This window comes from Gehongia tenuis (assembly GCF_014384795.1).
Lineage (GTDB): Bacteria > Bacillota > Clostridia > Christensenellales > NSJ-53 > Gehongia > Gehongia tenuis.
Genome location: NZ_JACRSR010000001.1, coordinates 1 through 23,669, shown reverse-complemented (window position 1 = coordinate 23,669; position 23,669 = coordinate 1). Strand labels below are relative to the sequence as shown.

21 protein-coding genes, 1 rRNA gene, 1 pseudogene and 1 other annotated feature are annotated in these 23,669 nt (G+C 58.1%); of the genes and pseudogenes, 2 read left to right on the top strand and 21 right to left on the bottom strand.

Translation table 11 applies throughout. The annotated features are described in order from the left end of the window. Nucleotides 1-5: 5 nt before the first annotated feature. Together rsmA and H8696_RS11255 are read right to left on the bottom strand one after the other, a co-directional pair. Complete coding sequence (rsmA, locus tag H8696_RS00120; RefSeq protein WP_249314139.1) at nucleotides 6-848, bottom strand: 16S rRNA (adenine(1518)-N(6)/adenine(1519)-N(6))-dimethyltransferase RsmA; 843 nt, start codon at nucleotides 846-848, stop codon at nucleotides 6-8. A gap of 116 nt (nucleotides 849-964) precedes the next feature. After that, nucleotides 965-2,323, bottom strand: coding sequence for a 3D domain-containing protein (locus H8696_RS11255; protein ID WP_283244828.1), 1,359 nt, complete (start codon nucleotides 2,321-2,323; stop codon nucleotides 965-967). 179 nt (nucleotides 2,324-2,502) lie between these two features. Here H8696_RS11255 and H8696_RS00105 point away from each other — a divergent pair, with 179 nt between their 5' ends. Next, nucleotides 2,503-4,587 (top strand): penicillin-binding transpeptidase domain-containing protein, encoded by a 2,085-nt coding sequence (locus H8696_RS00105; protein ID WP_249314138.1) that lies wholly within the window; start codon nucleotides 2,503-2,505, stop codon nucleotides 4,585-4,587. 185 nt (nucleotides 4,588-4,772) lie between these two features. Here H8696_RS00105 and H8696_RS00100 read toward each other — a convergent pair whose 3' ends face one another. From H8696_RS00100 to H8696_RS00080, 5 genes are all read right to left on the bottom strand, one after another. Further along, entirely contained in the window at nucleotides 4,773-5,540 is a 768-nt protein-coding gene (locus tag H8696_RS00100) for a TatD family hydrolase (protein WP_249314137.1), read from the bottom strand. 1 nt (nucleotide 5,541) lies between these two features. Then, on the bottom strand, nucleotides 5,542-7,551 hold the full coding sequence (metG, locus tag H8696_RS00095) for a methionine--tRNA ligase (protein WP_407926355.1): 2,010 nt from the start codon (nucleotides 7,549-7,551) through the stop codon (nucleotides 5,542-5,544). Between the two features lie 29 nt (nucleotides 7,552-7,580). Beyond that, nucleotides 7,581-7,804, bottom strand: a binding site (T-box leader). 49 nt (nucleotides 7,805-7,853) lie between these two features. Further along, nucleotides 7,854-8,576, bottom strand: coding sequence for a 2-phosphosulfolactate phosphatase (locus tag H8696_RS00090; protein ID WP_249314135.1), 723 nt, complete (start codon nucleotides 8,574-8,576; stop codon nucleotides 7,854-7,856). 72 nt (nucleotides 8,577-8,648) lie between these two features. Then, entirely contained in the window at nucleotides 8,649-9,182 is a 534-nt protein-coding gene (locus tag H8696_RS00085; protein ID WP_249314134.1) for a spore maturation protein, read from the bottom strand. Continuing rightward, nucleotides 9,179-9,760 carry a nucleoside recognition domain-containing protein gene (locus tag H8696_RS00080; protein WP_249314133.1) on the bottom strand — a complete coding sequence of 194 codons (582 nt, stop codon included), beginning with the start codon at nucleotides 9,758-9,760 and terminating at the stop codon, nucleotides 9,179-9,181. Before H8696_RS00080 ends, H8696_RS00085 begins: the two co-directional genes overlap by 4 nt. Nucleotides 9,761-9,948: 188 nt before the next feature. Here H8696_RS00080 and H8696_RS00075 point away from each other — a divergent pair, with 188 nt between their 5' ends. Beyond that, nucleotides 9,949-10,206 (top strand): AbrB/MazE/SpoVT family DNA-binding domain-containing protein, encoded by a 258-nt coding sequence (locus H8696_RS00075; protein WP_249314132.1) that lies wholly within the window; start codon nucleotides 9,949-9,951, stop codon nucleotides 10,204-10,206. A gap of 51 nt (nucleotides 10,207-10,257) precedes the next feature. Here H8696_RS00075 and rsmI read toward each other — a convergent pair whose 3' ends face one another. From rsmI to rrf, 14 genes and pseudogenes are all read right to left on the bottom strand, one after another. Then, nucleotides 10,258-11,079 carry a 16S rRNA (cytidine(1402)-2'-O)-methyltransferase gene (gene rsmI, locus H8696_RS00070; protein ID WP_249314131.1) on the bottom strand — a complete coding sequence of 274 codons (822 nt, stop codon included), beginning with the start codon at nucleotides 11,077-11,079 and terminating at the stop codon, nucleotides 10,258-10,260. Continuing rightward, complete coding sequence (locus tag H8696_RS00065) at nucleotides 11,076-11,801, bottom strand: tRNA1(Val) (adenine(37)-N6)-methyltransferase (protein ID WP_249314130.1); 726 nt, start codon at nucleotides 11,799-11,801, stop codon at nucleotides 11,076-11,078. The genes rsmI and H8696_RS00065 overlap by 4 nt, the downstream gene beginning before the upstream one ends. 89 nt (nucleotides 11,802-11,890) lie before the next feature. Then, nucleotides 11,891-13,138 carry a C40 family peptidase gene (locus tag H8696_RS00060; RefSeq protein WP_249314129.1) on the bottom strand — a complete coding sequence of 416 codons (1,248 nt, stop codon included), beginning with the start codon at nucleotides 13,136-13,138 and terminating at the stop codon, nucleotides 11,891-11,893. Nucleotides 13,139-13,361: 223 nt separating this feature from the next. Next, entirely contained in the window at nucleotides 13,362-15,053 is a 1,692-nt protein-coding gene (locus H8696_RS00055; RefSeq protein WP_249314128.1) for a peptidoglycan-binding protein, read from the bottom strand. Nucleotides 15,054-15,097: 44 nt separating this feature from the next. After that, a complete protein-coding gene (locus H8696_RS00050) occupies nucleotides 15,098-17,395 on the bottom strand; it encodes an SH3 domain-containing protein (RefSeq protein ID WP_249314127.1) in 2,298 nt (765 codons plus the stop codon). 164 nt (nucleotides 17,396-17,559) lie between these two features. Then, nucleotides 17,560-17,730 (bottom strand): DUF362 domain-containing protein, encoded by a 171-nt coding sequence (locus tag H8696_RS00045; RefSeq protein ID WP_249314126.1) that lies wholly within the window; start codon nucleotides 17,728-17,730, stop codon nucleotides 17,560-17,562. A gap of 435 nt (nucleotides 17,731-18,165) precedes the next feature. Beyond that, nucleotides 18,166-18,963 (bottom strand): annotated as a pseudogene (locus tag H8696_RS00040) (PSP1 domain-containing protein); the annotation flags it as partial. After that, nucleotides 18,951-19,853, bottom strand: a complete 903-nt coding sequence (gene holB / locus H8696_RS00035) for a DNA polymerase III subunit delta' (protein WP_249314125.1) — start codon at nucleotides 19,851-19,853, stop codon at nucleotides 18,951-18,953. The pseudogene H8696_RS00040 and the gene holB, both read right to left, overlap by 13 nt. A gap of 21 nt (nucleotides 19,854-19,874) precedes the next feature. Next, nucleotides 19,875-20,204 carry a cyclic-di-AMP receptor gene (locus H8696_RS00030; RefSeq protein WP_249314124.1) on the bottom strand — a complete coding sequence of 110 codons (330 nt, stop codon included), beginning with the start codon at nucleotides 20,202-20,204 and terminating at the stop codon, nucleotides 19,875-19,877. A gap of 49 nt (nucleotides 20,205-20,253) precedes the next feature. Beyond that, complete coding sequence (gene tmk / locus H8696_RS00025; protein WP_249314123.1) at nucleotides 20,254-20,856, bottom strand: dTMP kinase; 603 nt, start codon at nucleotides 20,854-20,856, stop codon at nucleotides 20,254-20,256. Then, the gene (locus tag H8696_RS00020) at nucleotides 20,856-21,500 is read right to left on the bottom strand and encodes an HAD hydrolase-like protein (RefSeq protein WP_249314122.1); all 645 of its coding nucleotides are present in this window, start codon (nucleotides 21,498-21,500) and stop codon (nucleotides 20,856-20,858) included. The genes tmk and H8696_RS00020 overlap by 1 nt, the downstream gene beginning before the upstream one ends. A gap of 1 nt (nucleotide 21,501) precedes the next feature. Beyond that, nucleotides 21,502-22,869, bottom strand: coding sequence for an aminotransferase class I/II-fold pyridoxal phosphate-dependent enzyme (locus H8696_RS00015; protein WP_249314121.1), 1,368 nt, complete (start codon nucleotides 22,867-22,869; stop codon nucleotides 21,502-21,504). Nucleotides 22,870-22,903: 34 nt separating this feature from the next. Next, nucleotides 22,904-23,410, bottom strand: a complete 507-nt coding sequence (locus H8696_RS00010; protein ID WP_249314120.1) for a hypothetical protein — start codon at nucleotides 23,408-23,410, stop codon at nucleotides 22,904-22,906. Between the two features lie 145 nt (nucleotides 23,411-23,555). After that, nucleotides 23,556-23,669: ribosomal RNA gene (gene rrf / locus H8696_RS00005) — 5S ribosomal RNA — on the bottom strand; the annotation flags it as partial.

The following is a 23,669-nucleotide window of genomic DNA, read 5'->3' as shown; positions in this document are numbered from 1 at the left end:
AGATTTTAGGCAAGCGAATTTCGTAAAATATTTGTCAATCTCGCCATTTCCGATAAAGAAAGTTGCTCGCCCCGCACATTGGTCGAAAAACCGCAGGATTCAATGCAATAGGACAGCTTATCCTTGGGAAGGCCAAACCCTAGGCTCAGGGCGTTGAGCAGGGTTTTGCGCCGGACGGCAAAGATGGCCTTCACCACCTTAAAAAACAGCTTCTCATCCTCCACCGCAACCCGGGGCGAGGATGCAACATCCAGCCGGATAACCGCCGAATCCACCTTGGGCGGCGGCAGGAATGCGCCTCGGGGAACCCGCATCACAATGCTCGCCTCACAGCGATATTGTACCCCCACCGACAGAGCGCCATACGCTTTGGTCCCGGGCGCCGCCATCATCCGCTCGGCCACCTCCTGCTGCACCATAAAACCCAGCGTCCGGATCGGCAGTCCGCTTTCCAAAAGGCCCATCACGATGGTGCTGGTCACATAATAGGGCAGGTTGGCCACCACCTTGAAGGGTTCACCGCCCAGGTGCTCCCGCCACAGCGTGTCAAGATCCATCTTGGTGAAGTCGCCAAAGAGGATCTCCACGTTGTTTCGACCAGCCGTCATGGCGCCCAGCGCCTCCTTGAGAGCGCGGTCGATCTCCACCGAGACCACCCGTTTCGCATGGTCGGCCAGGACCGCCGTCAGCGTGCCAAGACCGGGTCCGATTTCTAGCACCCGGTCCCCTACTTCCACGCCGCAGCGCTCCACTATGGCGGTAAGAAGGTTCGGGTCCGTGAGAAAATTCTGACCCAGTCCCTTGTTGGGCTCAACTCCATAGGCTCTCAGTACATCCTGTGCCCTCATCCGTTTCTCCTTCCAATTTGTCCGCTCTCAGTCTGTCGGCATTCGCGTGTTCGAAAGCCGCCCGCTTCCAAAAAAAGCTGCCCGGGTTTCAGGCAGCTTTTTCATGCTTCATGATATTACTTAAGAATATACACCGTCACATTCCGCCGGCCCCAGTTGATACACTGGTTTTCCGTCTCCATGAACAGATCAATAATATTGCCCTTGATGGCACCACCGGTGTCCTCAGCCACGGCATAGCCGTAGCCCACCACATACACCCGGGTTCCCAGAGGAATCACCCGGGGATCCACGGCGATGGTGCCCACCTTGGGCCAAGTTCCCGTCGCGGTTTGATTGCCGGTATGGGTATAAGCCGTGGCCTTCATGTTGGCCACCCGTGCCACCTGGTCCTGCGTGAGACCGCCGGGGAGACTATCGCCGCCCGATACAGGTTCGTCCTCCGGCGTCGGAGTCGGCTCTGGTGTCGGCGCGGGGGTTACCTGCGTCTCATTGTTATCCGGCTTGGGCGTCGCCTTCGGCGTGCTGGCCGGCTGCTGCGTCTTCTTCGGGGTCGCCTTGGGCGTGGGCGTCGGCGTTGCCGCCAGCGCTTCGCTGATGCCATCATGCGCCGCATCCAGCTTATTCAGCATCAGAGCCGATACGCTGTCAGCGGAGAAGGTGCCCACCTTCACAACCTCGTTCACCGGCTGCTGGGTGACCTCATCCAGCACGATTTCCCGGCTGACCTCCGCATCGTTCTTGTAGACGATGCGGGTCACGGTGCGGCGCTGTCCCTCCTGGCCCGCCACCGCCACCTTTTCGGTACCTTCGGCAAGGGAGAAATCCTCCTCCTTCACCGTCTCAAACGGCAGAGTCTCCAGCGCCTCCTCTTCCTCGACCCGCACATCGGTGAAATAGATATGCTGGCCATCGGTAATGGGCGTATCCAGCTCCGCCGAGATTTCATCGTCACTGCTCGCGGCAAACCCGGCGTCCCGCAGGGCCTCACGAACCGTGCCGCTGGCTTTCTTGATGGGAATCACTTCATCGCCCTTGTGGATATAGATTTCCTTTGCGCGTACCACTTCAACGGTCATGCCGTCGTTTACGCTGGCGATGCGGGAGGGGATGACCTCATCCTCCACCGCCAAAGTGATATCCAGTTCCTCCAGCACCCCCATCACCGTCTTCTCGGTGGTGGTCACAAACTGCGCCCGCTCTCCGTCCTTGACGGTTACATCGTATTTTTCCGGCATGGCAAAACCGAAGATGCCATACACGGACGTGAACACGAGTGCCACAATAAGGGCGATGATCACGGGGCGGCGCCTTGTGGGGCGGCTGGCGGAAATCTTAAAGACCCCGTCGGTATGCTCGGCCTTGGGCTTCTTCCCGCCCGCTGTGCCGTTCTTGCCTTCGCTGGTCCACAGAATCCCCTTCAAGTGAGCAGTGGGGTTGACGCTGAAATCCACTTCTCGCTTTTTCTTTCTCATGTTTGCCTCCTTTGGTCCCCTGCCGGCCAAAGCCAGCAAGTAACACTATTGTAATGACTTTTAATAGATTTGTCAAGACCTAATGGGAACATATGTTTCTCGCACTTTTGGGGAATGTTTTGCCTTTTGTCGAAAGTGCATGTATAATTGAGAAAAATAATTCTCAAGGAGCCTTGTCAATGACCAAAACTCGACGCGTACTGGCTTTGTTCCTTATTATGGCCATGCTGACCCCCCTTCTATACGCCTGCTCCAATTCCACGCCCTCCACGGCCCAGAATTATCTTCGGCTGTGGGAGGCTCGGGATTATACGGCTATGTATGAACTTTTGTCCGCCTCGGCTGCCGCAAAGATCAGCCGGGAGGAGTTCGTGGACAAGTATGTCAATATCTATGACGGCATTGGGCTGACCGGGCTCACCCTGGCGGCGGGCGAGGTAAGCGAGGATGCCTTTGGCAACCGGACGCTGCCGGTGAATGTGCAGTACCAGGGCGAACGCTTTGGGACCATGGATCTCACCTTCACCCTCCCCCTGGTGGAGGAGCGGACGGGCTGGAAGATCGACTGGTCCCCCGCCCTCATCTTCCCCAACCTGGACTGGAACGAGAAGGTCCGGGCCACGGCCGTCTATGGCCGCCGGGGCGAGATCTTTGATAAAAACAACGAACTCATCGCACAAAACATTTATGCGCCCACCGTCTATGCCAACCCCTCCAAAATCGGGGATACGGCGGTGTTTGCCGCGGCCCTTTCCCCCCTTATCGAAATGCCCGCCCAGGATATTTTAAAAAAACTTGAGGGTAAGACCGGTCAGGATACGCTGGTGGCCATCAAAATCTATGATATCGGCGCCCTTGCCGAGGAGACGAAGGCGGCCGTGGCCCAGATTCCGGGAGCCGGAGTGGACGAAAGCTCCCTTTCCCTCATTCGCTATTATCCCTTCGGCAAATCGGCCTGCCATCTGATCGGCTACACCGGCGTCATCACCGCAGATGAGCTGGAAAAGAAGGATCCCGCCGACGGCTACACCGATACCAGCATCGTGGGCAAATCCGGACTGGAGGCGGCCTACGAGTCCGTGCTTCGGGGCAAGCGCGGCTATCAGATCTACATTGAATATGAAAGCGGCGGCAAAAAAGAGATCCTGTACGAGGAACCCGCCGAAAACGGCCAGGACCTGTGGCTGTCTTTGGATATCAAGATCCAGCAGGAAGCCGAACGGCTGCTCACCGCCCAGCTCAGCACCGGCATGCGGGGATCCGTCATCGTTATGGACACAAAGACCGGTTTTGTGGAAGCCATGGCCAGCTATCCGGGCTACGATCCCAACCTGTTCCGCAGCATGGATCAGGAGACCTGGGATGAGCTCAACGACCCCAATGGCGGCCGGCCGCTGTACAACCGCTGCACCAGCGGTCTTTATGCGCCCGGTTCCACCATCAAGCCTTTCACCGCTTCCCTGGCTCTTGAAATGGGCAAGATCACACCCACCTTTGTGTTCCCCCAGAAGATCGTCAATAACCAGTGGACTCCGGTATTCAACGGCGTGGAATGGGGGCCGCCCCCCATCTACCGCTACAAGGCCTACAGCGGCGACGTGAATCTCCGAAACGCCCTCATCCATTCGGACAACATCTACTTCGCTTACGCGGCGCTGATGTGCGGCGAGGACGCCTTCAACAGTTACGCTTCACGGCTGGGGCTGGGCGAGGCCATCGAGTTTGATCTTGGCACCGCTACAAGCCAGCTTCACTCCGATCCCGAGGCCGGCTTCCCCTCCGCCCGCATCCTAGCTGACGCCGGATACGGCCAGGGCGAGATGCTGATCACACCCATTCAGATGGCCTCCACCTTTGCGGCCCTCGGCAACGACGGCAACATCCCCCGGCCCAGGGTGGTCCAGTCCTACGGCCAGGCCGGCGAGGGCATCGCCGACTACACCATGACGGAGACCTTCGAGCCTTCCGTCTGGAAAAGCGGCGTGGTCAGTGCAGAAAACCTGAGCCTCCTGGTTCCCATCCTCCGGGCCGTGGTCACCGAGGGTACCGGCCGGTCGGTGGATGTGGAAGGCATGGGCGTGGCCGCCAAGACCGGTACGGCCCAGCTGGGTATGCAGCGGGAAAAGCTGATCAACTGGATCATTGCCTTCGCCACGGAAGGGGACAACCACCGGCTGGTGTGCACCACTCTCGAAACCAAATCCGGCGAGGGAGACAATGAGCGCATGGTCATCACCCGGGATCTTCTGAAGTTCTCCCATTGATCCCTATATATCTATCTATATGTGCCGGAACGAAAAAGTAGGCCTGTCCCGGATTTTCCGGGACAGGCCCCTATTTTTTCCCGCTGCAGCAGGCCTCGGACAGCCTTCACAGAACCGTCACAGGCCCGTCACACAAATGAAAAGCTCTATACAACATAAAAAGAAGGGCAAAACGCCCTTCTTTTTTATTCTGAAAGGTTGAACAGCCGCAGCCCGTTCTCATAGGTCAGGCGCTCCGTTTCCTCATAGGGGAGGCCCCAGATCTCCGCCAGCTTCGCGCACACATGGCGCACGTAAGCGGGCTCATTCCGTCCGCCACGCTTTGGCTCCGGCGCCAGGTAGGGGCTGTCCGTCTCCACCGTGACCCGGTCGCGGGGCAGCTTCGCTGCCACCTCCCGCACCTTTCTTGCGTTCTTGAAGGTGAGCGGCCCGGCAAAGGAGATGTAGTACCCGAGGTCCAGCACATCCCTGGCCGTCTCATAGCTGCCGGAAAAGCAGTGCATCACGCCCCTCACCCGCCCGGCATAGCTTTTCAGAATGGCCAGCATATCGCCGGTGCTCTCCCGGTTGTGCAGGATCACCGGCAGCCGCAGCTCCTGCGCCAGGTCCATCTGCTCCAAAAAACGCTTCTTCTGGACGTCCCGGGGTGTGAAGTCGTAGTGATAGTCCAGACCCATTTCCCCCAGCGCCACAATCTTCGGATGGGCCGCCAGCTCCCTCAGCCGCTCCACATCGCCGTCCGCCATGTCCTTGGCGTCATGGGGCGTCACCCCCACCGAGCCCACGAGCATCTCATGGCGCTCCACGAAGGCCGGCATGGCAAGGCTGGAAGGCATATCCGCTCCCGGAACCATGACCCGTCCCAGGCCCTTTTCCCGAAAGCTTTCAATCAGCCCGTCCCGGTCCCCGTCAAAACGCTCGTCAAAGATGTGGGCGTGGGTATCAAAGAGCATTCTAAGACACTCCTGCGCCGTCTTCCACCGGCGATTCCACTGTGAGAAGGCGCACATTGCCCGAAGCGTCCTCCGCCGAAAGGAGCATGCCTTCGGACAGAATACCCTTCAGCTTCGCGGGCTTCAGATTGGCCACCAGAATGAGCTGTCTGCCCACCAGTTTCTCCGGTTCAGGGTACCACTTCTTGATGCCGGAGACCACGGTGCGCTGCTCCTCCCCCACTTTGAGGGTGAACTTCAAAAGCTTCTCCGAGCCTTCCACCGCCTCGCAGGCGAGGACATTCGCCACCTTCATCTCCACCTTGGCAAAGTCGTCGATGGTGATCTTCCCGTCCTTTTTCGGCTCCTCCGGCCTTTGGGCTTCCTGCTTCCTGGCCGCTTCCTTCTTCTTTTGGGACGCACCCTTGATGTGGGCCTGTCCCGGAGTGATCCCATCGAGGGCCTCCAGTTCCTTCGCCATATCCAGCCGCGGGAACAGGGCCTCGCCCTTCTTCACCTTGGTGCCCGCTGGAATCACGCCGAACTGGCGCACCGTATCCCAAGCGGTCATGTGGCCTTCCTCGATGCCGATCTGCTGAAAGATCTTGGCCGGGGTCTTGGTCATAAACGGGCTGATCAGAATGCCGATGGTGCGGATGGATTCCACCAGGTGCACCATCACCGTCGCCAGCCGCTCCCTTTGCTGTTCGTCCTTGGCCAGGGCCCAGGGCGCCGTCTCATCGATGTACTTGTTGCACCGGGCCACCAGCTTCCAGATCTCCCCCAAAGCGGCGGAGAGCTGCCACTGGTCCATAAGCTCCTCCACCTTCTGGGGCGTGCCCATGCAAAGGTGCTGCAGATCCTTGTCCAACTCGGTGACCGGACCCACGGAGGGGATGCTGCCATCAAAGTACTTCTCCATCATGGCCACCGTGCGGCTGACCAGGTTGCCAAGGTCATTGGCCAAATCCGTGTTGATGCGCTTGATGAGAATCTCGTTGGTGAAAACGCCATCGCTGCCAAGAGGCATCTCCCGGAGCAGGAAATAGCGGATAGCATCCAGGCCGTACCGTTCCACCAGCACCACCGGGTCGATAACGTTGCCCTTGGATTTGGACATTTTCTCCCCGCCGTCCAGGATCAGCCAGCCGTGGCCGTACACCTGCTTGGGGAGGGGCAGACCCAAGGCCATGAGCACGATAGGCCAGATGATGGTGTGAAAGCGAACGATCTCCTTGCCCACCAAATGTACGTCCGCCGGCCAGTATTTTTTGAATTTGCTGTCGTCTTCGCCCAAATAGCCAAGGGCCGTGATGTAGTTCGTCAAGGCGTCCAGCCACACGTACACCACGTGTCCCGGGTCGAACTCCACCGGGATGCCCCAGGAGAAGGAGGTGCGGGACACGGCCAGATCCTCCAGACCGGGCAGCAGGAAATTGTTCAGCATCTCGTTCCTGCGGGAAACCGGCTGAATGAAATCGGGATGGGTGTTGATGTATTCGATCAGGCGGTCCTGATACTTGGACAGGCGGAGAAAATAGGACTCCTCCTTCACCCGTTCCACCGGCCGCCCGCAGTCGGGGCATTTGCCGTCCACCAGCTGCCGCTCCAGCCAGAAGGATTCGCAGGGGCTGCAGTACCAGCCCTCGTACTCGCTCTTGTAGATATCGCCCTGATCATACAGGCGCTTGAAGATCTTCTGAACCGCCTGCATATGCCGGGGCTCCGTCGTGCGAATGAAATCGTCGTAGGAGATATCCATCAGCTTCCAAAGATCCTTGATGGAAGCCACGATGCCGTCCACATAGTCGATGGGCTCCATGCCCTTCTCCCGGGCAATTCGTTCGATCTTCTGGCCGTGCTCATCGGTGCCGGTCAAAAACATCACGTCATAACCGGTCAGCCGCTTGAAACGGGCAATGGCATCCGCCGCCGTGGTGCAGTAGGCGTTGCCGATATGCAGCTTGTTCGACGGATAATAGATGGGGGTCGTTACATAAAAAGTGTTCTTTTCCATGCCTGTCCTCCTTATCTTCGTAAAAAAACAAAACCCCACCCCCCTGTAGGGGCGAGGTTCAACTCGCGGTACCACCCTGCTTTCCCGCATTCGGGCTTATGGGCGACCATCATCGCCGCACGCTGTCACGGGCGTTCCCGGCAGGGCCTAAAAGCTTCGGCCCCGCGGTTCAGGGACCATGTTCCTCCTGCTGGCCGCCGCCGGCTTGCACCCTCCCGGCTCGCTCAAGGCGCCTTGGCAAAAGTACTCTTCCCGTCATCACCTTTTTAAGATATGCTGCTAGTTTATCCTATTATATCGAGGCTATACCCTCTTTGTCAATGCGCACGAATGGCGCCGTCCTCATCGTAACTGGGAACCACGTCCAGCTTGTTCTGGGTGAAGCAGTAGGTAAGGTCGTCGAAACCCAGTTCCACCAGCCGCCGATAGTGGCCGCAATGCAGCAGCAGATCCTCGGGATGGCGCTTGTACTGATCGTAAAGGAACAGCGCGTTATAGCCAAGATCGTCCAGTTCCAGCTTTACGCCCAGCTCCCGAAGCTCCGCAATGATGGAGCCTGCGGCCATCACATCGTCCAGTGAGAATCGTTCCGCCGTACCGGAACACACGATGGCGATCTCGTCCTCATCCCGGACCCTGTCTGCCACCGCACGAGCGTTCAGATAGGCTCCCACCAGAATCCTTCTGGCTCCGCTGGTTCTCGCCCGGCGAATGGCCCGGGTGCCGTTGGTGGTGGTCGCCACGATAACCTTGCCCCGAACCTTCTCCCCGCTGTATTCCAGGGGTGAATTCCCAAGATCAAAACCCGGGATCAAAAGAGCGTTTCGCTCCCCGCCCAGCAGCACATTCTCCCGGCCGAGCCGGCCTCCCATCTTGAGGGCCTCCTCCACATCCTCCACCGGAATCACTTCCCTGGCGCCGTTGCTGAGGGCCGTCACCATACAGCTGGTGGCCCGAAGCACATCAATCACAATGGCCGTACGGTCACGAACGCATCGCTCCACCAAATTGGCATGGGTTGAAAAAACGTCCACTCTCATCTCTTATCTGCCTCCCAATTTTCTTGGCCGTAGGTCCCATTATACGACAACTTTGCACCAAGAACAAGGCTTTTATAGCCCAAACATGGTCTTGCAGAGAAATGCAGCAAACACGATCCCCACGAATTCACTGAGCATGGATACGGGCACGGTGTAGCGGGTTTTCTTCACACCCACGTAACCAAAGTAGAGACCCACCGCGTAAAGAATGGTCTCGGAGGAGCCCATTACCGTGGACGCCAGCCGTCCAGTGTAGGAGTCGGGGCCCACCGCCTCTACAAGCTGGGTAAAAATGGCCGTGGCGCCGCTTCCGGAGAAGGGCCGCATGAGCAGAAGGGGCCCCAGATCCATGGGGATCCCCACGAAGGAAAGCAGCGGAGCCAAAAGGCTCACCAGCGCATCCAGCGCACCGGAGCTTTTCAGCATCTCGACCGCCACCAGCATGGCTACAAGATAGGGCAGAATGGTGATCACGGTGGACAGCCCTTCCTTGGCGCCCTCAATGAAGGTGTCGAAGATGGGAACCCGCTTCACCATGCCGTAGATGACCACAAAGGCAATGAAGAAGGCCACGAAGCCGCCGGATATGTAAGTTACCAGCTTCATCGGCCTCTCCTCCCCGCCATGATCTTGCCAAGAATGATGGCAAGCACCGTATTGACCAGGGTGACCAGAAGGGTGCTGCCGATGATCTCCGCCGGCGCCGCGCTTCCAGCGGCTCTTCGGATTCCGATGATGGTCATGGGGATGAGCTGAATGGAGGAGGCGTTCACGATGAGCAGCATGCACATGTCATGGGTGGCCGTATCTTTATGGGGATTGAGCCGCTGCAGCTCCTCCATGGCCTTGAGCCCATAGGGCGTGGCCGCGCCGCCCATGCCCAGCACGTTGGCCAGAAGGTTCATGGAGATGTGTCCCATGGCGGGATGATTTTTAGGTACGCCGGAAAAGAGCCGCGCCATCAGCGGCCGCATCTTCTTTGCAATAGCCTCCACCAGTCCGGCCCGCTCCGCAATTTTTAGAACCCCCAGCCAAAGGGCGTACACGCCAAGGAGCGTCACCGCCACCTCCACGCTGGCCGACGCCCCGTCCAGCGCACCATCGGTCACCAGATCCAGTCTTCCGCTCAAAAGGGCGAACACGATGCTGGCCAAAATCATGCTGCCCCAAAGTGCATTCATCATAGACAATCTCCTCCACCTAAAACTATGTATGCTGGAGGGATTTTCAGAACCTTACAGATAGTCTTGTATTTTTCCTGTTTTACTGTATGAATTCCATTTTATAGAAAAATATTCATTGACTTTTTCCATAATGCTTGGTATGATAACCTCATCAATAATGTCGAATTTTGACTTAGGAGGCGAACTTTATGAAATCGACGGGTATTGTGAGAAAAGTGGACGAGTTGGGACGTGTGGTTATTCCGATCGAGCTTAGACGGACGTTGAACATTGAGATCAAGGACGCTATGGAAATCTATGTGGATGGCAATCAGATCATCCTCAAGAAGTACGAGCCTGCCTGCATCTTCTGCGATAACGCCCGTGACGTGCATCAATATAAAGGCAAAAATATATGCAAAAGCTGTCTGGCCGAACTGGCCCGGAGCCTTGACGAGGAAAAATGATCTCACATCATAAAAGCTGACGAAAGACGCCAGCTTTTTTTTTGCACTTTTTCAGGTCCTGCCGCGGAGGCGGAGTGATTCCTGGTAGACCTCCGATTTTTTTATGCCCCGCTCCCGCGCCACCGCCTTGACCGCATCCATGGCGGGCATATCCTTGAGATATTGGCGAAGCAGCTCCTGCCAGGGGCCCTCCGGCTCAGTCTGAACCGCCCCGGCCACCACCAGTACGTATTCGCCCCTTGGTTCCTGGCTCTTAAAATGCTCCGCCGCTTCACCCAGACTGGTGACAAAGGTTTCCTCATGGATCTTGGTGATCTCCCGCACCAGACTGACGGAGCGTTCCCCGCCGAAGACCTCTGCCATGTCCGACAGCACCGCCTTAAGACGATGGGGGGCCTCATAGAAGATCAGGGTTCTGGGATCCCGCACCAGCTCCCGGAGCCGCTCCTTCCGCTTGCTGCGTGGCAGAAAACCCTCAAAAGCAAAACGGGTGGTATCCTGTCCCGAGAGCATGAGGGCACTCAGCGATGCGCTTGCGCCGGGCAGTATGCTCACCCGGTGTCCCTTCTCCCGAGCCAGCGGTACCAGCCTTGCACCAGGATCGGAGATGCAGGGCAGCCCCGCATCGCTCACCATGACCACCGTTTTGCCCTCCTCCAGCCACGCCAGGATGCGGGCCTCGCCCCGCTCCAGATCGTGCTGATGGTAGCTGATCAGGGGCTTTTGAATGTCATAATGGTTGAGGAGCTTCAGCGTATGGCGGGTGTCCTCACAGGCAATGCCGTCCGCCTCCTTCATGATGCGCAGGGCCCGAAGGGTCATGTCCTCCAGATTCCCTATGGGTGTCGCGCATAGATACAGCGTTCCCGTCATCCATCTTCCCCCCTGTAGATTCTTTTCAGTGCCTCGCTGGGACCATCCCCCGATCGGGTGAACAGCACCGGCAGCCATTCCATTCCGGACGCGGCCCCCTTGATTCCCTCGAGCAGCACCAGCTCCCCGGCCGCCTCCGCATCCTTTTGCACCATGCGTCCCGCCTTGGGTTCCAGCCCTGCCGCCCGCATCTCCTGAAGGATCTCCGCAAGCCGGCTGCAGCGATGCACCATATAGAAGCGTCCCCGGTACTTGAGGAGCCCTGACGCCGCCGTCAGCACGTCCTTAAGAGTGCAGTGGGTTTCATAGCGGGCCATGCGCCGGGCGGGATGGGCGGGAAGCTCGCCGCCGTCCAGCGGCCGGTACGGCGGATTGGTCACCACCACGTCGAAGGTTCCCCGGCCCAGCAGCGCTGCAGCCTCCTTCAGGTCTCCCTCCACAATCTCGATGCGGCCGGAAAGGCCGTTGAGTTTCACGCTGCGCCGGGCCCGGTCCACGGCGCCGTGCTCCAGCTCCAGGCCCACGAAAGCCTCTCCGCGGCTGTGAGCCGCCATCAGAAGGGGAACAATGCCCGATCCGGTTCCCAGGTCCACAACCCGCTCCCCCGGCCGAATCCGGGCAAAATGGGCCAGCAGCACGGCATCGGTGCCAAAGCAAAAACCTTCGGGATCCTGATAGATCCTATAGCCCTTCACCTGAAGATCATCCAGCCGCTCGTCCATGCCCTTGCCCCCTTTCTTCCTTCATTGTACCATCCGTCCCCAAAAAGCCAAATAAAAAAGTCCGCCGAAGCGGACTTTTCAATTTCGCATTATTGAATGCGGGTAGCGCAGGTATAGTTGCGGCTGTAGTAACCGCTGGACAGATCGCTGATCGTCACACCCTTGCTGGTGCTGCAATGGATAAACTGGCCGTCGCCAATGTAGATGCCCACATGATCGATAGGCTTGCTGTTTCCGGAGATGGTATCAAAGAAGATCAAATCCCCGGTCTGCAGGTTGCTGCGGGAAACCGCCACACCATCACCGGACTGGGCCGTCGCCGTACGGGACAGGCCAATGCCGGCATTCGCAAACACATACTTCACAAAACCGCTGCAGTCAAAAGCGTTGGGGCCATTGCCGCCATACACATAGGGAGTGCCCATAAACTGCTTGGCATAGGCCACGATGTTGGAAGCCGAAGCAGAGGGCGCAGGATTGGAATCACTGCTAGAGTCACCCTGCTCCGCCGCCGAATTGGAAAAATTCGCATTGGAGGAAGATCCGGAAGAGCTGCCATACAGCGCGGCACGGGTCTGGGGACCCACCACACCGATGGGATCAATGCCGTAATCCTTCTGGAATGCGATCACAGCCGCCTCGGTGATCGAGCCGAAATAGCCGGTCACGTTGGTTCTGAAATAGCCCTTATCCCGCAGAATGGTCTGCACCTTCACGACTTCGTCGTTGCGGTCGCCCACCCGAAGGCTGCCGGAACTGGAGGAGGTATCCTCCTGGCTCACCTCGGCGTTTCCGCCGGTCATACCCAGCGCGCCCAAGGTCATGCTGGCAGCAACGCCCGTCTGAGGCAGGCCCTTGGCCTTCTGATAGGCGGTGACCGCCTGCTGGGTGATGGGGCCGTAGTAACCCGTAATCTCGCTATAGGTGTAGTAACCCTCATTCTTCAGCTTCTGTTGCAGGGTGCTGACCATGTCGCCCCGGCTGCCCAGCTTCAGGACATCATTGGACGATGCCGTGCTGCCCGTGCCGGACGAACCGGAACCGCCATCCGTAAGGCCCAGGCTTCCCAGGGTCTCAGGACCGGCCTTGCCATCCACCTGCAAACCGTTACTCTTCTGGTAGTCGATCACGGCATCCTCCGTAATCGTACCAAAGTAACCGGTGCTTTTACCAAAGGTAAAATGACCTTCATCCGCCAAAGCATCCTGCAGCTGAGTCACTGTCTCGCCTTGATCACCTCGTTTGACCACGCCGGCCGCCTGAATCTGCATGGGGTTTGCCAGCAGCAGGCCGGACACCACGACACCACTCAGGATCAAAGTTCCTAGTTTCTTCACTTGCATACGCTCCTTTAAAGGTATTTCCTCTCGCTCCTCAAAGCTGTACTTAACAGCTATGTGTCTTTTAATTCTCTATATGTTTTGGAATTCCTGCTTTTATTTTACGAAGATATTACGTTTTTATTTAAAAATATTGTGAAATTGGCCCTAAAATGAAACGAATTCACGGATTGTTATTTTTTGAATCCGTGAATTCGCAAAAAGTTTACTTATTGAAATTTTATGGCAACACTTCCCGGGGATTGATCCGGGTGGACCCGATGAACACCTCAAAGTGGACGTGGTTGCCTGTGGAATTGCCCGTGGAACCCATCTTGGCGATCTGTGTCTGCGGGGTCACCCGCTCACCGGCCTTCACCAGAAGCGCACTGCAATGTGCATAGCGGGTGGTGGTGCCATCGCCATGATCGATGTTAATGGCCAGGCCATAGTCGCCGAGTTCGCCGGCGTACTTAACCACACCAGCCTTGGATGCGTAGATGGGCGTACCCTCATTGTTCGCAATATCGATACCATAGTGGAACTTGCCCCACCGTGCACCAAACTCCGAGGTGACCACACCGGAGGCGGGCCAACGGTATTCGCTGGTGGTGCCAGGATCCTCCCCGCCGGGAGAGGGGCTGGGCGAAGGGGAAGGATCGGTTCCGCCCACCAGACCCAGCTGGGTCAGCGTGTTCTTGCCGGCAATGCCATCCACCGACAGTCCAGCGGCCTTTTGATAGCGTTTGACCGCATCCTGGGTGATGGTGCCGTAGTAACCGGTGATGGTGCTGTAAGTATAATAGCCCAAATCCTTCAGCTTTTGCTGCAGCTGCGTCACCAAATCTCCCCGGCTTCCAATGGTAAGGTTGGTTACCGTGCCCGGCGTCGTGCTGGGCGGCGGCGTCTCCGGCGTGGAGGGGGTGCCATCCGCCTTGACATAGTCCTTATGGACATAGGCGCTGCCGCCATTGAAGGAAATCTGATACCAGCTGCCGCTTGACGCCATGATGGTCACCGTGTCGCCTTTTTTGAGCCCGCCCACCACCGCGCTGGAGGTGCTGGCATTCTGGCGAACGTTGAGGGATGAGGCGGTGACCGTGCCGGTTACGTTCTCCGTGGTGGTGCCGCCGCCGGTTCCCGTGCTGCCGCTAAGACTGATATAGGACGCATGGACATAGCCCACGCCGCCATTGTACTGAATCTGATACCAGGAATCGGAAGCCTTCTTGACCACCTGCAGCGTCTGGCCTTTCCTGACCGTGCCCAGCACCGATGATGAGGTGCTGGCCGACTGACGTACATTGAGAGCCGTGGCCGTCACTTTTGCCGTCTGGGTGGCTGTTGTGGAGCCTCCGCCCGCTCCGGGGCTGGGACTGGGCGTGGAGGAAGAACCTCCTCCCATGCCGAGGGCCGCCAGCGTCTTGGGGCCCGCCATGCCGTCCACCGAAAGACCCTTCGCCTTCTGGAAAGCCTTGACCGCTTCATAGGTGATGGGGCCATAGTAGCCCGTAATGGAAGAATAGCTGTAATAGCCCGCCGACTTCAGCTTTTGCTGAAGCTCGGACACCTGATCCCCGCGGGTGCCCAGCGTGAGCACCGTGTTGGTCTCCGTGGGTGTTCCGCCGCCCCCGCTCACGCCGCCGCTCTGACCCAGGCTTGCCCAGGTCAGGCTGGCCACCACACCGGTGGAAGGAATCCCATGATCCTTTTGATAAGCAATCACCGCTTGTTCGGTGATGGTGCCAAAATAGCCCGTAATGGAAGAATAGTTGAAATAGCCCTTCTCTTTTAGCAGGGTCTGAAGCTGCTTTACATCGTCGCCGCTGCTGCCCTTGCTAAGGTTGGCTGGCGCTGCCTGGATCCTGGGCATGTTCATGAGGGACAGACCCAAAACCACTGCCGTCAGTACGGCTATCGCCGATCTTTTCATGCTGCCTCCTGTCTTATCCTCTCTCTTTGCTTCTCTATATTTGATTAGCGCACATAATCCCCATGGATATATGCGGTGCGGCCGTTAAAGCTGATCTTGTACCAAGCGCCTTCCGAACCCAGAACGGTCACCGTTTGACCCTTCCTGAGCCCGCCGATGGCGGAGCTGGAGGTGCTGGGACCGCTGCGCACATACAGCGAGGATGCGGTTACCGTCATTGTGCCGCTGCCGCCGCTCGTGCCGCCGCTGCCGTCGGTGATCCGGATGTAGGAAGCGTGCACGTAGCCTGTGCCGCTGCCAAACTTGATCTGATACCAGGAATCGGAAACCTTCTGCACAAGCTCAATGGTCTTGTTCTTCTGCAGGGTGCCAATCACCGACGAAGAGGTGGACGCGCTCGAACGGACATTCAGCACATTGGCCGTCACCACCGCCGTACCGGAGGTGGCCACACTACCGCCGCCCGAACCGCCGGAACTGGACCCGCCGTTAATCGAGATATAGGAGCCGTGCACGTAGCCGGTGCTGCCATTGTAATTGATCTGATACCAGGTATCGTTGACCTTCTGCACCACCTCAACGGTCTGGCCCTTCCTGACCGTACCCATCACACCGGAGGAGGTGGATGCGCTCCTGCGGACGTTGAGCGCCGAAGCGGTCACCGTGGCTGTCTGGGCAGCCGTGCCGCCGCCGCTGCCGCCTTCATTACCGCCGCCGGACCCGCCCACCTGAACATAGTCCTTATGGACATAAGCGGTGCCGCTGCCGTAGTTGATCTGATACCAGTCGCCGCTGGTCCCCACGATGTTCACCGTGGCGCCCTTGGAAAGGCCGCCGAGACGGGCACCGGAGGTGCTGGGCGTTTTGCGTACATTCAGGGAGCTGGCCGTCACCGTACCCGTTTGAATCACGTTGCCGCCGCCCTCATTGCCGCCGCTACTGCCGTTGAGGGTGATATAGGAACCATGGACATAGCCCACGCCATTGCCGTATTCGATCTCATACCAGGAGTCGGAGACCTTCTTGGTCACATTCACCGTCTGGCCCTTCCTGACCGTACCGATCACGGAGGAGGAAGTGGAAGCGCTCTGACGCACGTTGAGCGCCGAAGCCGTCACCGTGGCCGTCTGGGTGGCCGTGCCGCCGCCGCTACCGCCTTCATTGCCGCCGCCGCTGGAACCACCCACCTGCACATAGTCCTTATGGACATAGCCGGTGCCGCTGCCATAGTTGATCTTGTACCAATCGCCCTCCTGGGCCACGATTTGCACCGTGGCGCCCTTCTGCAGGGAGCCGATCACCATGGAGCTGGTGGAGGCGCTCTTGCGGATGTTGAGAACCGAAGCGGTCACCGTACCCGACGAGATCGGGGTCTCGTTTCCGCCGCCGCCATCGATACCGCCGTCGGGCGGCGTCTCAAGATCAGTGGTGGCGCCGGTGGAGGTGTTGTAGAGCTTGCATCCCGGAAAATAGAAGCCCAGAATCTGACTGTAATTGTGTCCATCATAGGCGCGGTTGCGGGCGCCCACCTGGCTCATGCCCACGCCATGACCATATTTCGGTCCCGGATCATAGCTGTCCGTTTTTTCAACCAAATAGGGCTGGTCGGCCACACTGGAAAAGCCCTGACTGGCCTTGTAGGTCTTGCCGCCGTTGCTGGAGCTGTAGAAGGCCCAGATCGCGCTTCCATTATAGGTCAGGATCAGGTTGTTGGTGGCCTCCACCGCTGCGGTGCAGTTGGGCGCATTGACAACACCCTTGTACACCTGGTCATTGGTGGTGTCCACAATGTCATAGGCGGAGTACTTGCCGGCATTCCTATAGAGGTAGGTCCGGGCGGCGATAGCCTGGGCCTTCTGGGTTTCCAGGGGATAGGAATTACCCACCTCGCAGGCCACCACGCTTTGCAGGTAGTCATTGATGCCCACGGAATTGATCATAAACAGCTTGCCGCTGCTCACGCTGATCTTCATCGTACCCTTGTAAAACCGGTAGCTGGTGGTGCCTGCCGAGGCGATCTTTGTCTGTCCGCCGTCGGAAGGGGTCAGCGTAACGCTTTCTCCCATGGCCGTGACCGCGTCACCCTGCACCAGTTCAAGCTGGCCGCTGGATCCCACCCTCAGTGCATAGGCTTGTCCCGACTGAAGGGTCATCGTCGTGGCGCCGGCCATCTGCACAGAACCGCTGGCCGACAGCGCAACCTCCGTTGGAGCATTGAAGGAAAGCAGATACACATCCACCGTACCATCGCTGGGATCCGCCTTCAATGCCGGCACAGCTGCCGGGACGAAGGAAGTCAAAAGGACTGCCGCGAGCAGCAGCCATGCAAGTTTCTTTTTCACGCATAAACCCCCAATTTCTTTATTACTGCCCTACATAATTCTCCATGAAACCAAAAATTCCTGCTACCTCTTTACAAGAAGATTAAATTTTTGTTACACCAACAAACAATATCTGTAAAACGCATAAAAAAAGACCCCGCATAGGGTCTTTTTTAAGTAGTCGCTTATTCGGGCTGGGGTGCATCCACCGGGCATACGCCAGCGCAAGCTCCGCAATCGATGCACACATCGGCGTCGATCTGATACTTTCCATCTCCAGCGGAAATGGCGTTGGTCGGGCACTCACTTTCACAAGCACCGCAACTGATGCACTCGTCATTAATCTTATAGGCCATTTCTTGTCACCTCCTTACCAAATTCCAAGCAATAAGCCCTTGGCTTTTGCAACCTTAGTCTACCACACCGATGCAAACATGGGAAGAGGTTTTTTAACTATTTTTCTCCGAATTTCCCGGGGGTTTATTGGCCACTCCACCCTGGCCCGACGGGCGCCGCCGGGGCCGGTTTCTCCGGCGCCTGTTCGTCCCTTCCTTGGGTGTGCCGTCTTCCTTTGGCGGAATGGGCTTTTTGTTCTGCCCATCCTTATCGGTGCGCACACGGGGCCTTTCCCCGCCCCGCTTCACCGGGGTGGGTTTTGGGCTTTGGCTTTCTCCCAGCGGCTCCCTCGCCTTGGGCGGGCGGGGACGCTCCGGTCTGGGCCGGGGTGCGGGCCGCGGACGGGGCGGCGGCAGCTCATGAACCTCCACTTTGGGTGCATCCTCCGGCGCACACAGCTCGGACACGGCGAATTCCCGGATCCCCATGGTGCCGTCGGGCAGCTGCAGCCGCACCTTCACCCGTTCCTTCAGCACCATGCTTTCCACCACGATCCCCGCGCCCTCAGGGGTTCCCACCTCGCTGCCCTGCCTGGGCATGCCCTTGCGGGTCTTTTCATAGGTGTCCTGCTCATACTTGAGGCAGCACATCAGCCTTCCGCACAGCCCGGAAATCTTGCCCGGATTGAGGGAAAGATTCTGCTCCTTGGCCATCTTGATGGATACCGGCTGAAAATCGCCCAAAAAAGCCGTGCAGCATACGGGCCGGCCGCAGGGGCCCAGTCCGCCCAGCATCTTGGTCTCGTCCCGCACACCGATCTGCCTCAGCTCAATGCGGGTGCGAAACCGGGACGCCAGATCCTTGACCAGTTCCCGGAAATCCACCCGGCCGTCAGCGGTAAAGAAAAAGGTAATCTTATTCCCATCAAAAGCGTATTCCACATTCACCAGCTTCATGTCCAGCTTGTGCTGATTGATCTTGCTCTGGCAGATCTGGAAAGCTTCCTTCTGCTTCTGCTCATTCTGTTCCTGACGTTCGTAGTCGTCAATCGTGGCCTTTCTGACCGCCTTCTTCAGCGGAGGCACGATCCGCTCATCCGGAACCTCCTTGGGCGCGACCACCACTTCCCCCAGCTCGGTTCCCCGAGTGGTGGACACGATAGCGCCATCGCCCTCTTCAAAATTGATATCGCCGGGATCAAAGTAATAGACTTTCCCGATCTTTTGAAATCGCACTCCAATTACGATTGCCATTTTGTATCCTCCGACATCTCCAAAAATAATGTCTCCGCGACCATCTGGGTGCCCAGATTCTGATCCAGCCCCCGCCTGGCCTTAAGAAGCGCCGCAAGCCAGTCCCGCGCTCTGGACGATCCCTCCGCCATATCCCGGTGGCTCAGAACCATCAAAGCGTCCAGCATCGGCCCCATGTCTTTTTTTTCTCCCATGAGCTCTGCGAGCCCAAAAGGGTCCATGCCCCCTTGGAGGCCCGCCATAATTCGTTTCGCCTTTTCCATGCGTTCGATGAAGCCCTTGTCCTTAGCCATGCGGAGCGCCTGACCCACGACACCGCCGGCAAACTCCGCCGCTTCCGCCGCCATTTCCCGGGAAATGCCCTTCCCCTCCAGCACCGTCGCCGCCTGCCCCGGCGTGAGCAGACCCATGCGCAGCAGCTGGCATCGGGAACGGATGGTGGGCAGCATGCGGTTCGCATCCCTCACCAGCAGAAAGAAGACCGTTCCCTCCGGCGGCTCCTCCAAAATTTTGAGCAGCGCATTTTGCGCCTGGGTCGTCATCTTCTCCCCGTCCTCAATCACCACCGTGCGCCGCCCGTAGTAGGCCCGAACGGACAGATCCTCAATGATCTTTCGCACCGTTGCCACGCCGAGACTCCGTCCCTCCGGTCCATAGGTAAGAGCATCGGGATGGTTGTCCGACAGCGTGAGCCGGCAGCCCCTGCACTGGCCGCAGGGCGGATGCTTTCCTTCGCAAAGCACCGCTTTGGACAGATAGGCGGCAAGGGTCCTCTTGCCCGAGCCTTCCGGCCCCACAATCATATAAGCATGAACAATCCGCCCCAGCGAAAGCCGATCCAAAAACGCTTCCACCAAGGCGGATTGTCCCTCAAGCTGACTTTTTAGCAAGAAGATCCCTCCTGCTCAGTATTACATCTTCTTGAAATCTTCCACGTTCAGAACGAACACCGTCGCTCCGCCCACGGTAACCTCGATGGGATAGGGGATATAAACGCCCGTGCCGCCGGTCATGGGGGAAGGAGACGTGGCGATCTGTTTCCTGGACTTGCAGATCTTCTCGATGATCTTCATCGCGCCCTCGATCTTCTCTTCATCCACACCCAAGAGCAGCGTGGTGTTGCCGGCGCGCAGGAAACCGCCGGTGGTTGCCAGCTTGGTTACACTGTAGCCGTCGTTCATCAGCTCTCCGATCAACCGTCCGGAGTCTTCATTCTGCACGATTGCAATAATTAATTTCATCCTTCAGCCCTCCTTCGCGGATTTGTAATTCTATTATACCCTACTCCGTTCAAAAATTCAATTCAATGGTTGTCCGAATCTTTTGCTGAATCTTTTCCACCGTCTCACTGGCATCCAGCCGCACCATTTCCGGCATTTTTGCGCATAGACTGCGGAAACCCTCGATGACCCGGCCATGGAAATCCTCGCCCGCGCTCTCCAGCCGGTCCAGCTCCTTTTGAGCGCTCTTGCGCAAAAGCGCATCGGATACGGATAGATCAAAGAAAAAGGTGGCGTCCGGCCAGACACCCTGCAGAGCGGGACGGTTGATGGCCATCACCAGCTCCTCCCCCAAACCCCGTCCGTAGCCTTGGTAGGCCAAAGAGGAATGGATGAACCGGTCGCAGAGCACCATCTTGCCCGCACTTAGAGCAGGCCTAATCACCTCGGCCACATGCTGAGCCCGGGCTGCGGCGTACAGCAGCGCCTCCGCCACCGGATTCACCTCGTAGGCGGGGTCCAGCAGAAGCCTGCGCACCTCCTCGGACAGCGGGCATCCGCCGGGCTCCCGGCTGATGACCACATCATAGCCCTTCTCCTTCAAAAAACCTTTCAAAAGCTCCATTTGGGTGCTTTTGCCCGAACCGTCCGGGCCTTCAAAGGTAATAAACATCAGCGACTTCCTTCCAATATATAATAAGCCACGTCCGCGGGGCTGTCCGCCACAAAATCGGCGCCTTCTCCTTCCCTGGGTTCGCCATAGCCATAGGCGCAAAATACCGATCCCAGGCCCAGTTCCTTGGCCGCACCCATATCCATGATCCGATCCCCCACCATCACGGCGGATCTTCCCGCGCTGTAGCGCCCCATAGCCTCCTTCACGATGTCCAGCTTATGGTTGATGCCCTTGGGATCAAGATCGGCGCCCACCACGCCGGTAAAATAGCCGTCCAGCCTGTATTTCTCCAAAATTCTTTCAGCAAACACGGCGGGCTTGGAGGTCGCAAGATACAGATCCAGCCCCGCCGCCTTCAGCTCGCCCAGCATACCGTAGACGCCTTCATACACCCGATTTTCAAAAAGGCCTTTCTCCCGGTAGTAGGCTCGGTAGTGGGCGATGGCCTCCGGCACCCGCTCCGGATCCACGCCCAGAATGTTTTCAAAGCTATCGCTGAGAGGCGGCCCCAGCATGGCCTTCATCCGCTCATCGGCGGGCTGGGGCAGTCCCAGGGCTTCCAATGCAATCCGCGCCGAGTGAAAAATACCCTCCCGTGAATCGGTGAGCGTCCCATCCAGATCAAACAGTACGATCATCATTTCATGCCTCCTTGAAAACGGTGATCCCGCCGTTTACGCCAAAGAGCTTTCCTCCCAGCTTTGCGGTCTCCACCATATATTCGAGAACTTTCCCCCGAATCCTCTCGCCGGGAAGGATCAGCGGCACACCGGGTGGATAGGCGCCGGCGCTCCCTGCGGCGATCCGGCCCGCCGCCTGTTCCAGCGGCACGCGTTCCTTCCCGCCGTCGGGTATGCCGCAGACCTCCCCTGCCGCCCACAGTTCAGGGTGGAACCGCGGATGCCCATGCCTTTTCCCCGCAGCCCTCCGGGGAAGGGTGTTCATCACATCCCCCATCCGCTTGACATCCTCTGGCTCATCCATCACGGAGGTCAAAAAGACCACCCGCCGCTCATCGGCCATCTCGGCAAGGACTCCCCGGCCTTCCAGCCAAGCCGCGGCCTCGTGGCCCGTCCATCCCCTTTCCGTCACGTCCACGGCGATCCTCGTCCGATCCCGCACAAAGCCCGGCCGTTCCTTCAGCGCCCGCAGTCCTTTGCCCAGCCCCCCTTCCATCTGCCGACAGGCGGCATACAGCCGTCTCAGCCGCTCCCCGCCCTGTTCCTCCATGAAGCACCGGGCATCATCCAGCGCCCCCAACAGCAGGAAGCTCGGACTGGTGGTCTGAATCCGGCTAAGGGTCTCGTCCACCCGTTCCGCCAGGGTCCGCGAAATCACATGGAGATAGGCGCACTGGGTGGGCGCGGGCAGCGTCTTATGGGCGCTCATCACGAAGGCATCCGCGCCCGCCTTCCCCGCATCCTCAGGCAGCCCTCCATAGAAAGGCCAATGGGCGCCATGGGCCTGATCCACCCAGAACTCCGCACCCGCATCATGGGCCATCCGGGCCAGCAGACTGGCCGAACAGCCATAACCGTAGTAATTGGGCGAGGTGGCCAGCACGGCCTTCGCCGGTCCCGCCGCCAAAGCCTTGCGCAGGCCGGCCGGCGTCATTCCGAGACATATTTCCTGCTCCTCATCCCATTCGGGCTCCACATAGACCGGCTCCAATCCCGCCATTATAATACCGTGAATTACCGACAAATGACACTCCCGGCTTACGATCACCCGCTCCCCAGGCCTCAATGTCCACAAAAGGGCATGGAGTCCGCTGGTGGCGCCGTTGACCAAAAAGAACGTCCGCGACGCACCAAAGGCCCGCGCTGCCAGGGTCTGCGCGGCTTCGATCCCCCTAAGGGGGTGGCGCAGGTCATCGGTCCCTGCCAGCTCCGTCACATCAAGCGTCCAGCTCCATGGCCCGTAGGGCATCCTGCCCTTGTGGCCCGGCATGTGCATCCGAAGGGGCATGGAAAAAGCGTATTCTTCCAGCATATCGTGGATGGGTCTCATAAAATCCTCCTATAAAAAAACGCCCTGAGGGCGTTTATGGGTAGATCCTTGCTTCCGGGCAGCAGTTTTTGAGACTGTGCATCACACAGCGCACAAACTCTTCGCTGGCATCCAGCGTCACCTGCTTGGGCTGGCCATTCTCCATATATTGAATCACCAGCAGATCGGAACCCTTGCGAAAAGCAAAGTTATGATTCTTGCAATTCAGGCGGGGCAGTTGAGCAGCCATCCCTGCGGCGGTCACCGTTTTGAGGTCCACCTTCAGCAGCAGCTTTTCCCGTCCCCCCACGATCCGTTCCACCGTGAGTTCATCCTCCGCCACCGCATAACGAAATTCCTGAACCCGGGTCTTGATCAGCCAATAACAAAAGGCAATGATCACCACATAGACCAGATACTCGATCCAGGGCAGGCCAAAGGCCCTCTTCAGCATGTTGGTCAGGCCCACAAAAAGAATGATGCCCACCGCCATGCCCACCACCATCAGGATGTTCTGAAATCCCGAACCGGTCTTGGGCTTACAAGTTTCTTTATAGAGCAACCTCTCACTACCTCACATTCAAAGAATCGGACTCTTCCTTTATATATCAAAAAGCGTCAAAAATCAAGTGTTTTATTGGATCTTCAAAAAACCCCATGTTTGGAAATTAAAAAGGAGATATCTTTCGATATCTCCTCAAAATGGAATCCGGCGGCGACCTATTTTCCCGGGCAGTTACCCACCAAGTATCTTCGGCGCTAAAGGGCTTAACTTCTGTGTTCGGCATGGGTACAGGTGGTTCCCCTTCGCCATTGCCACC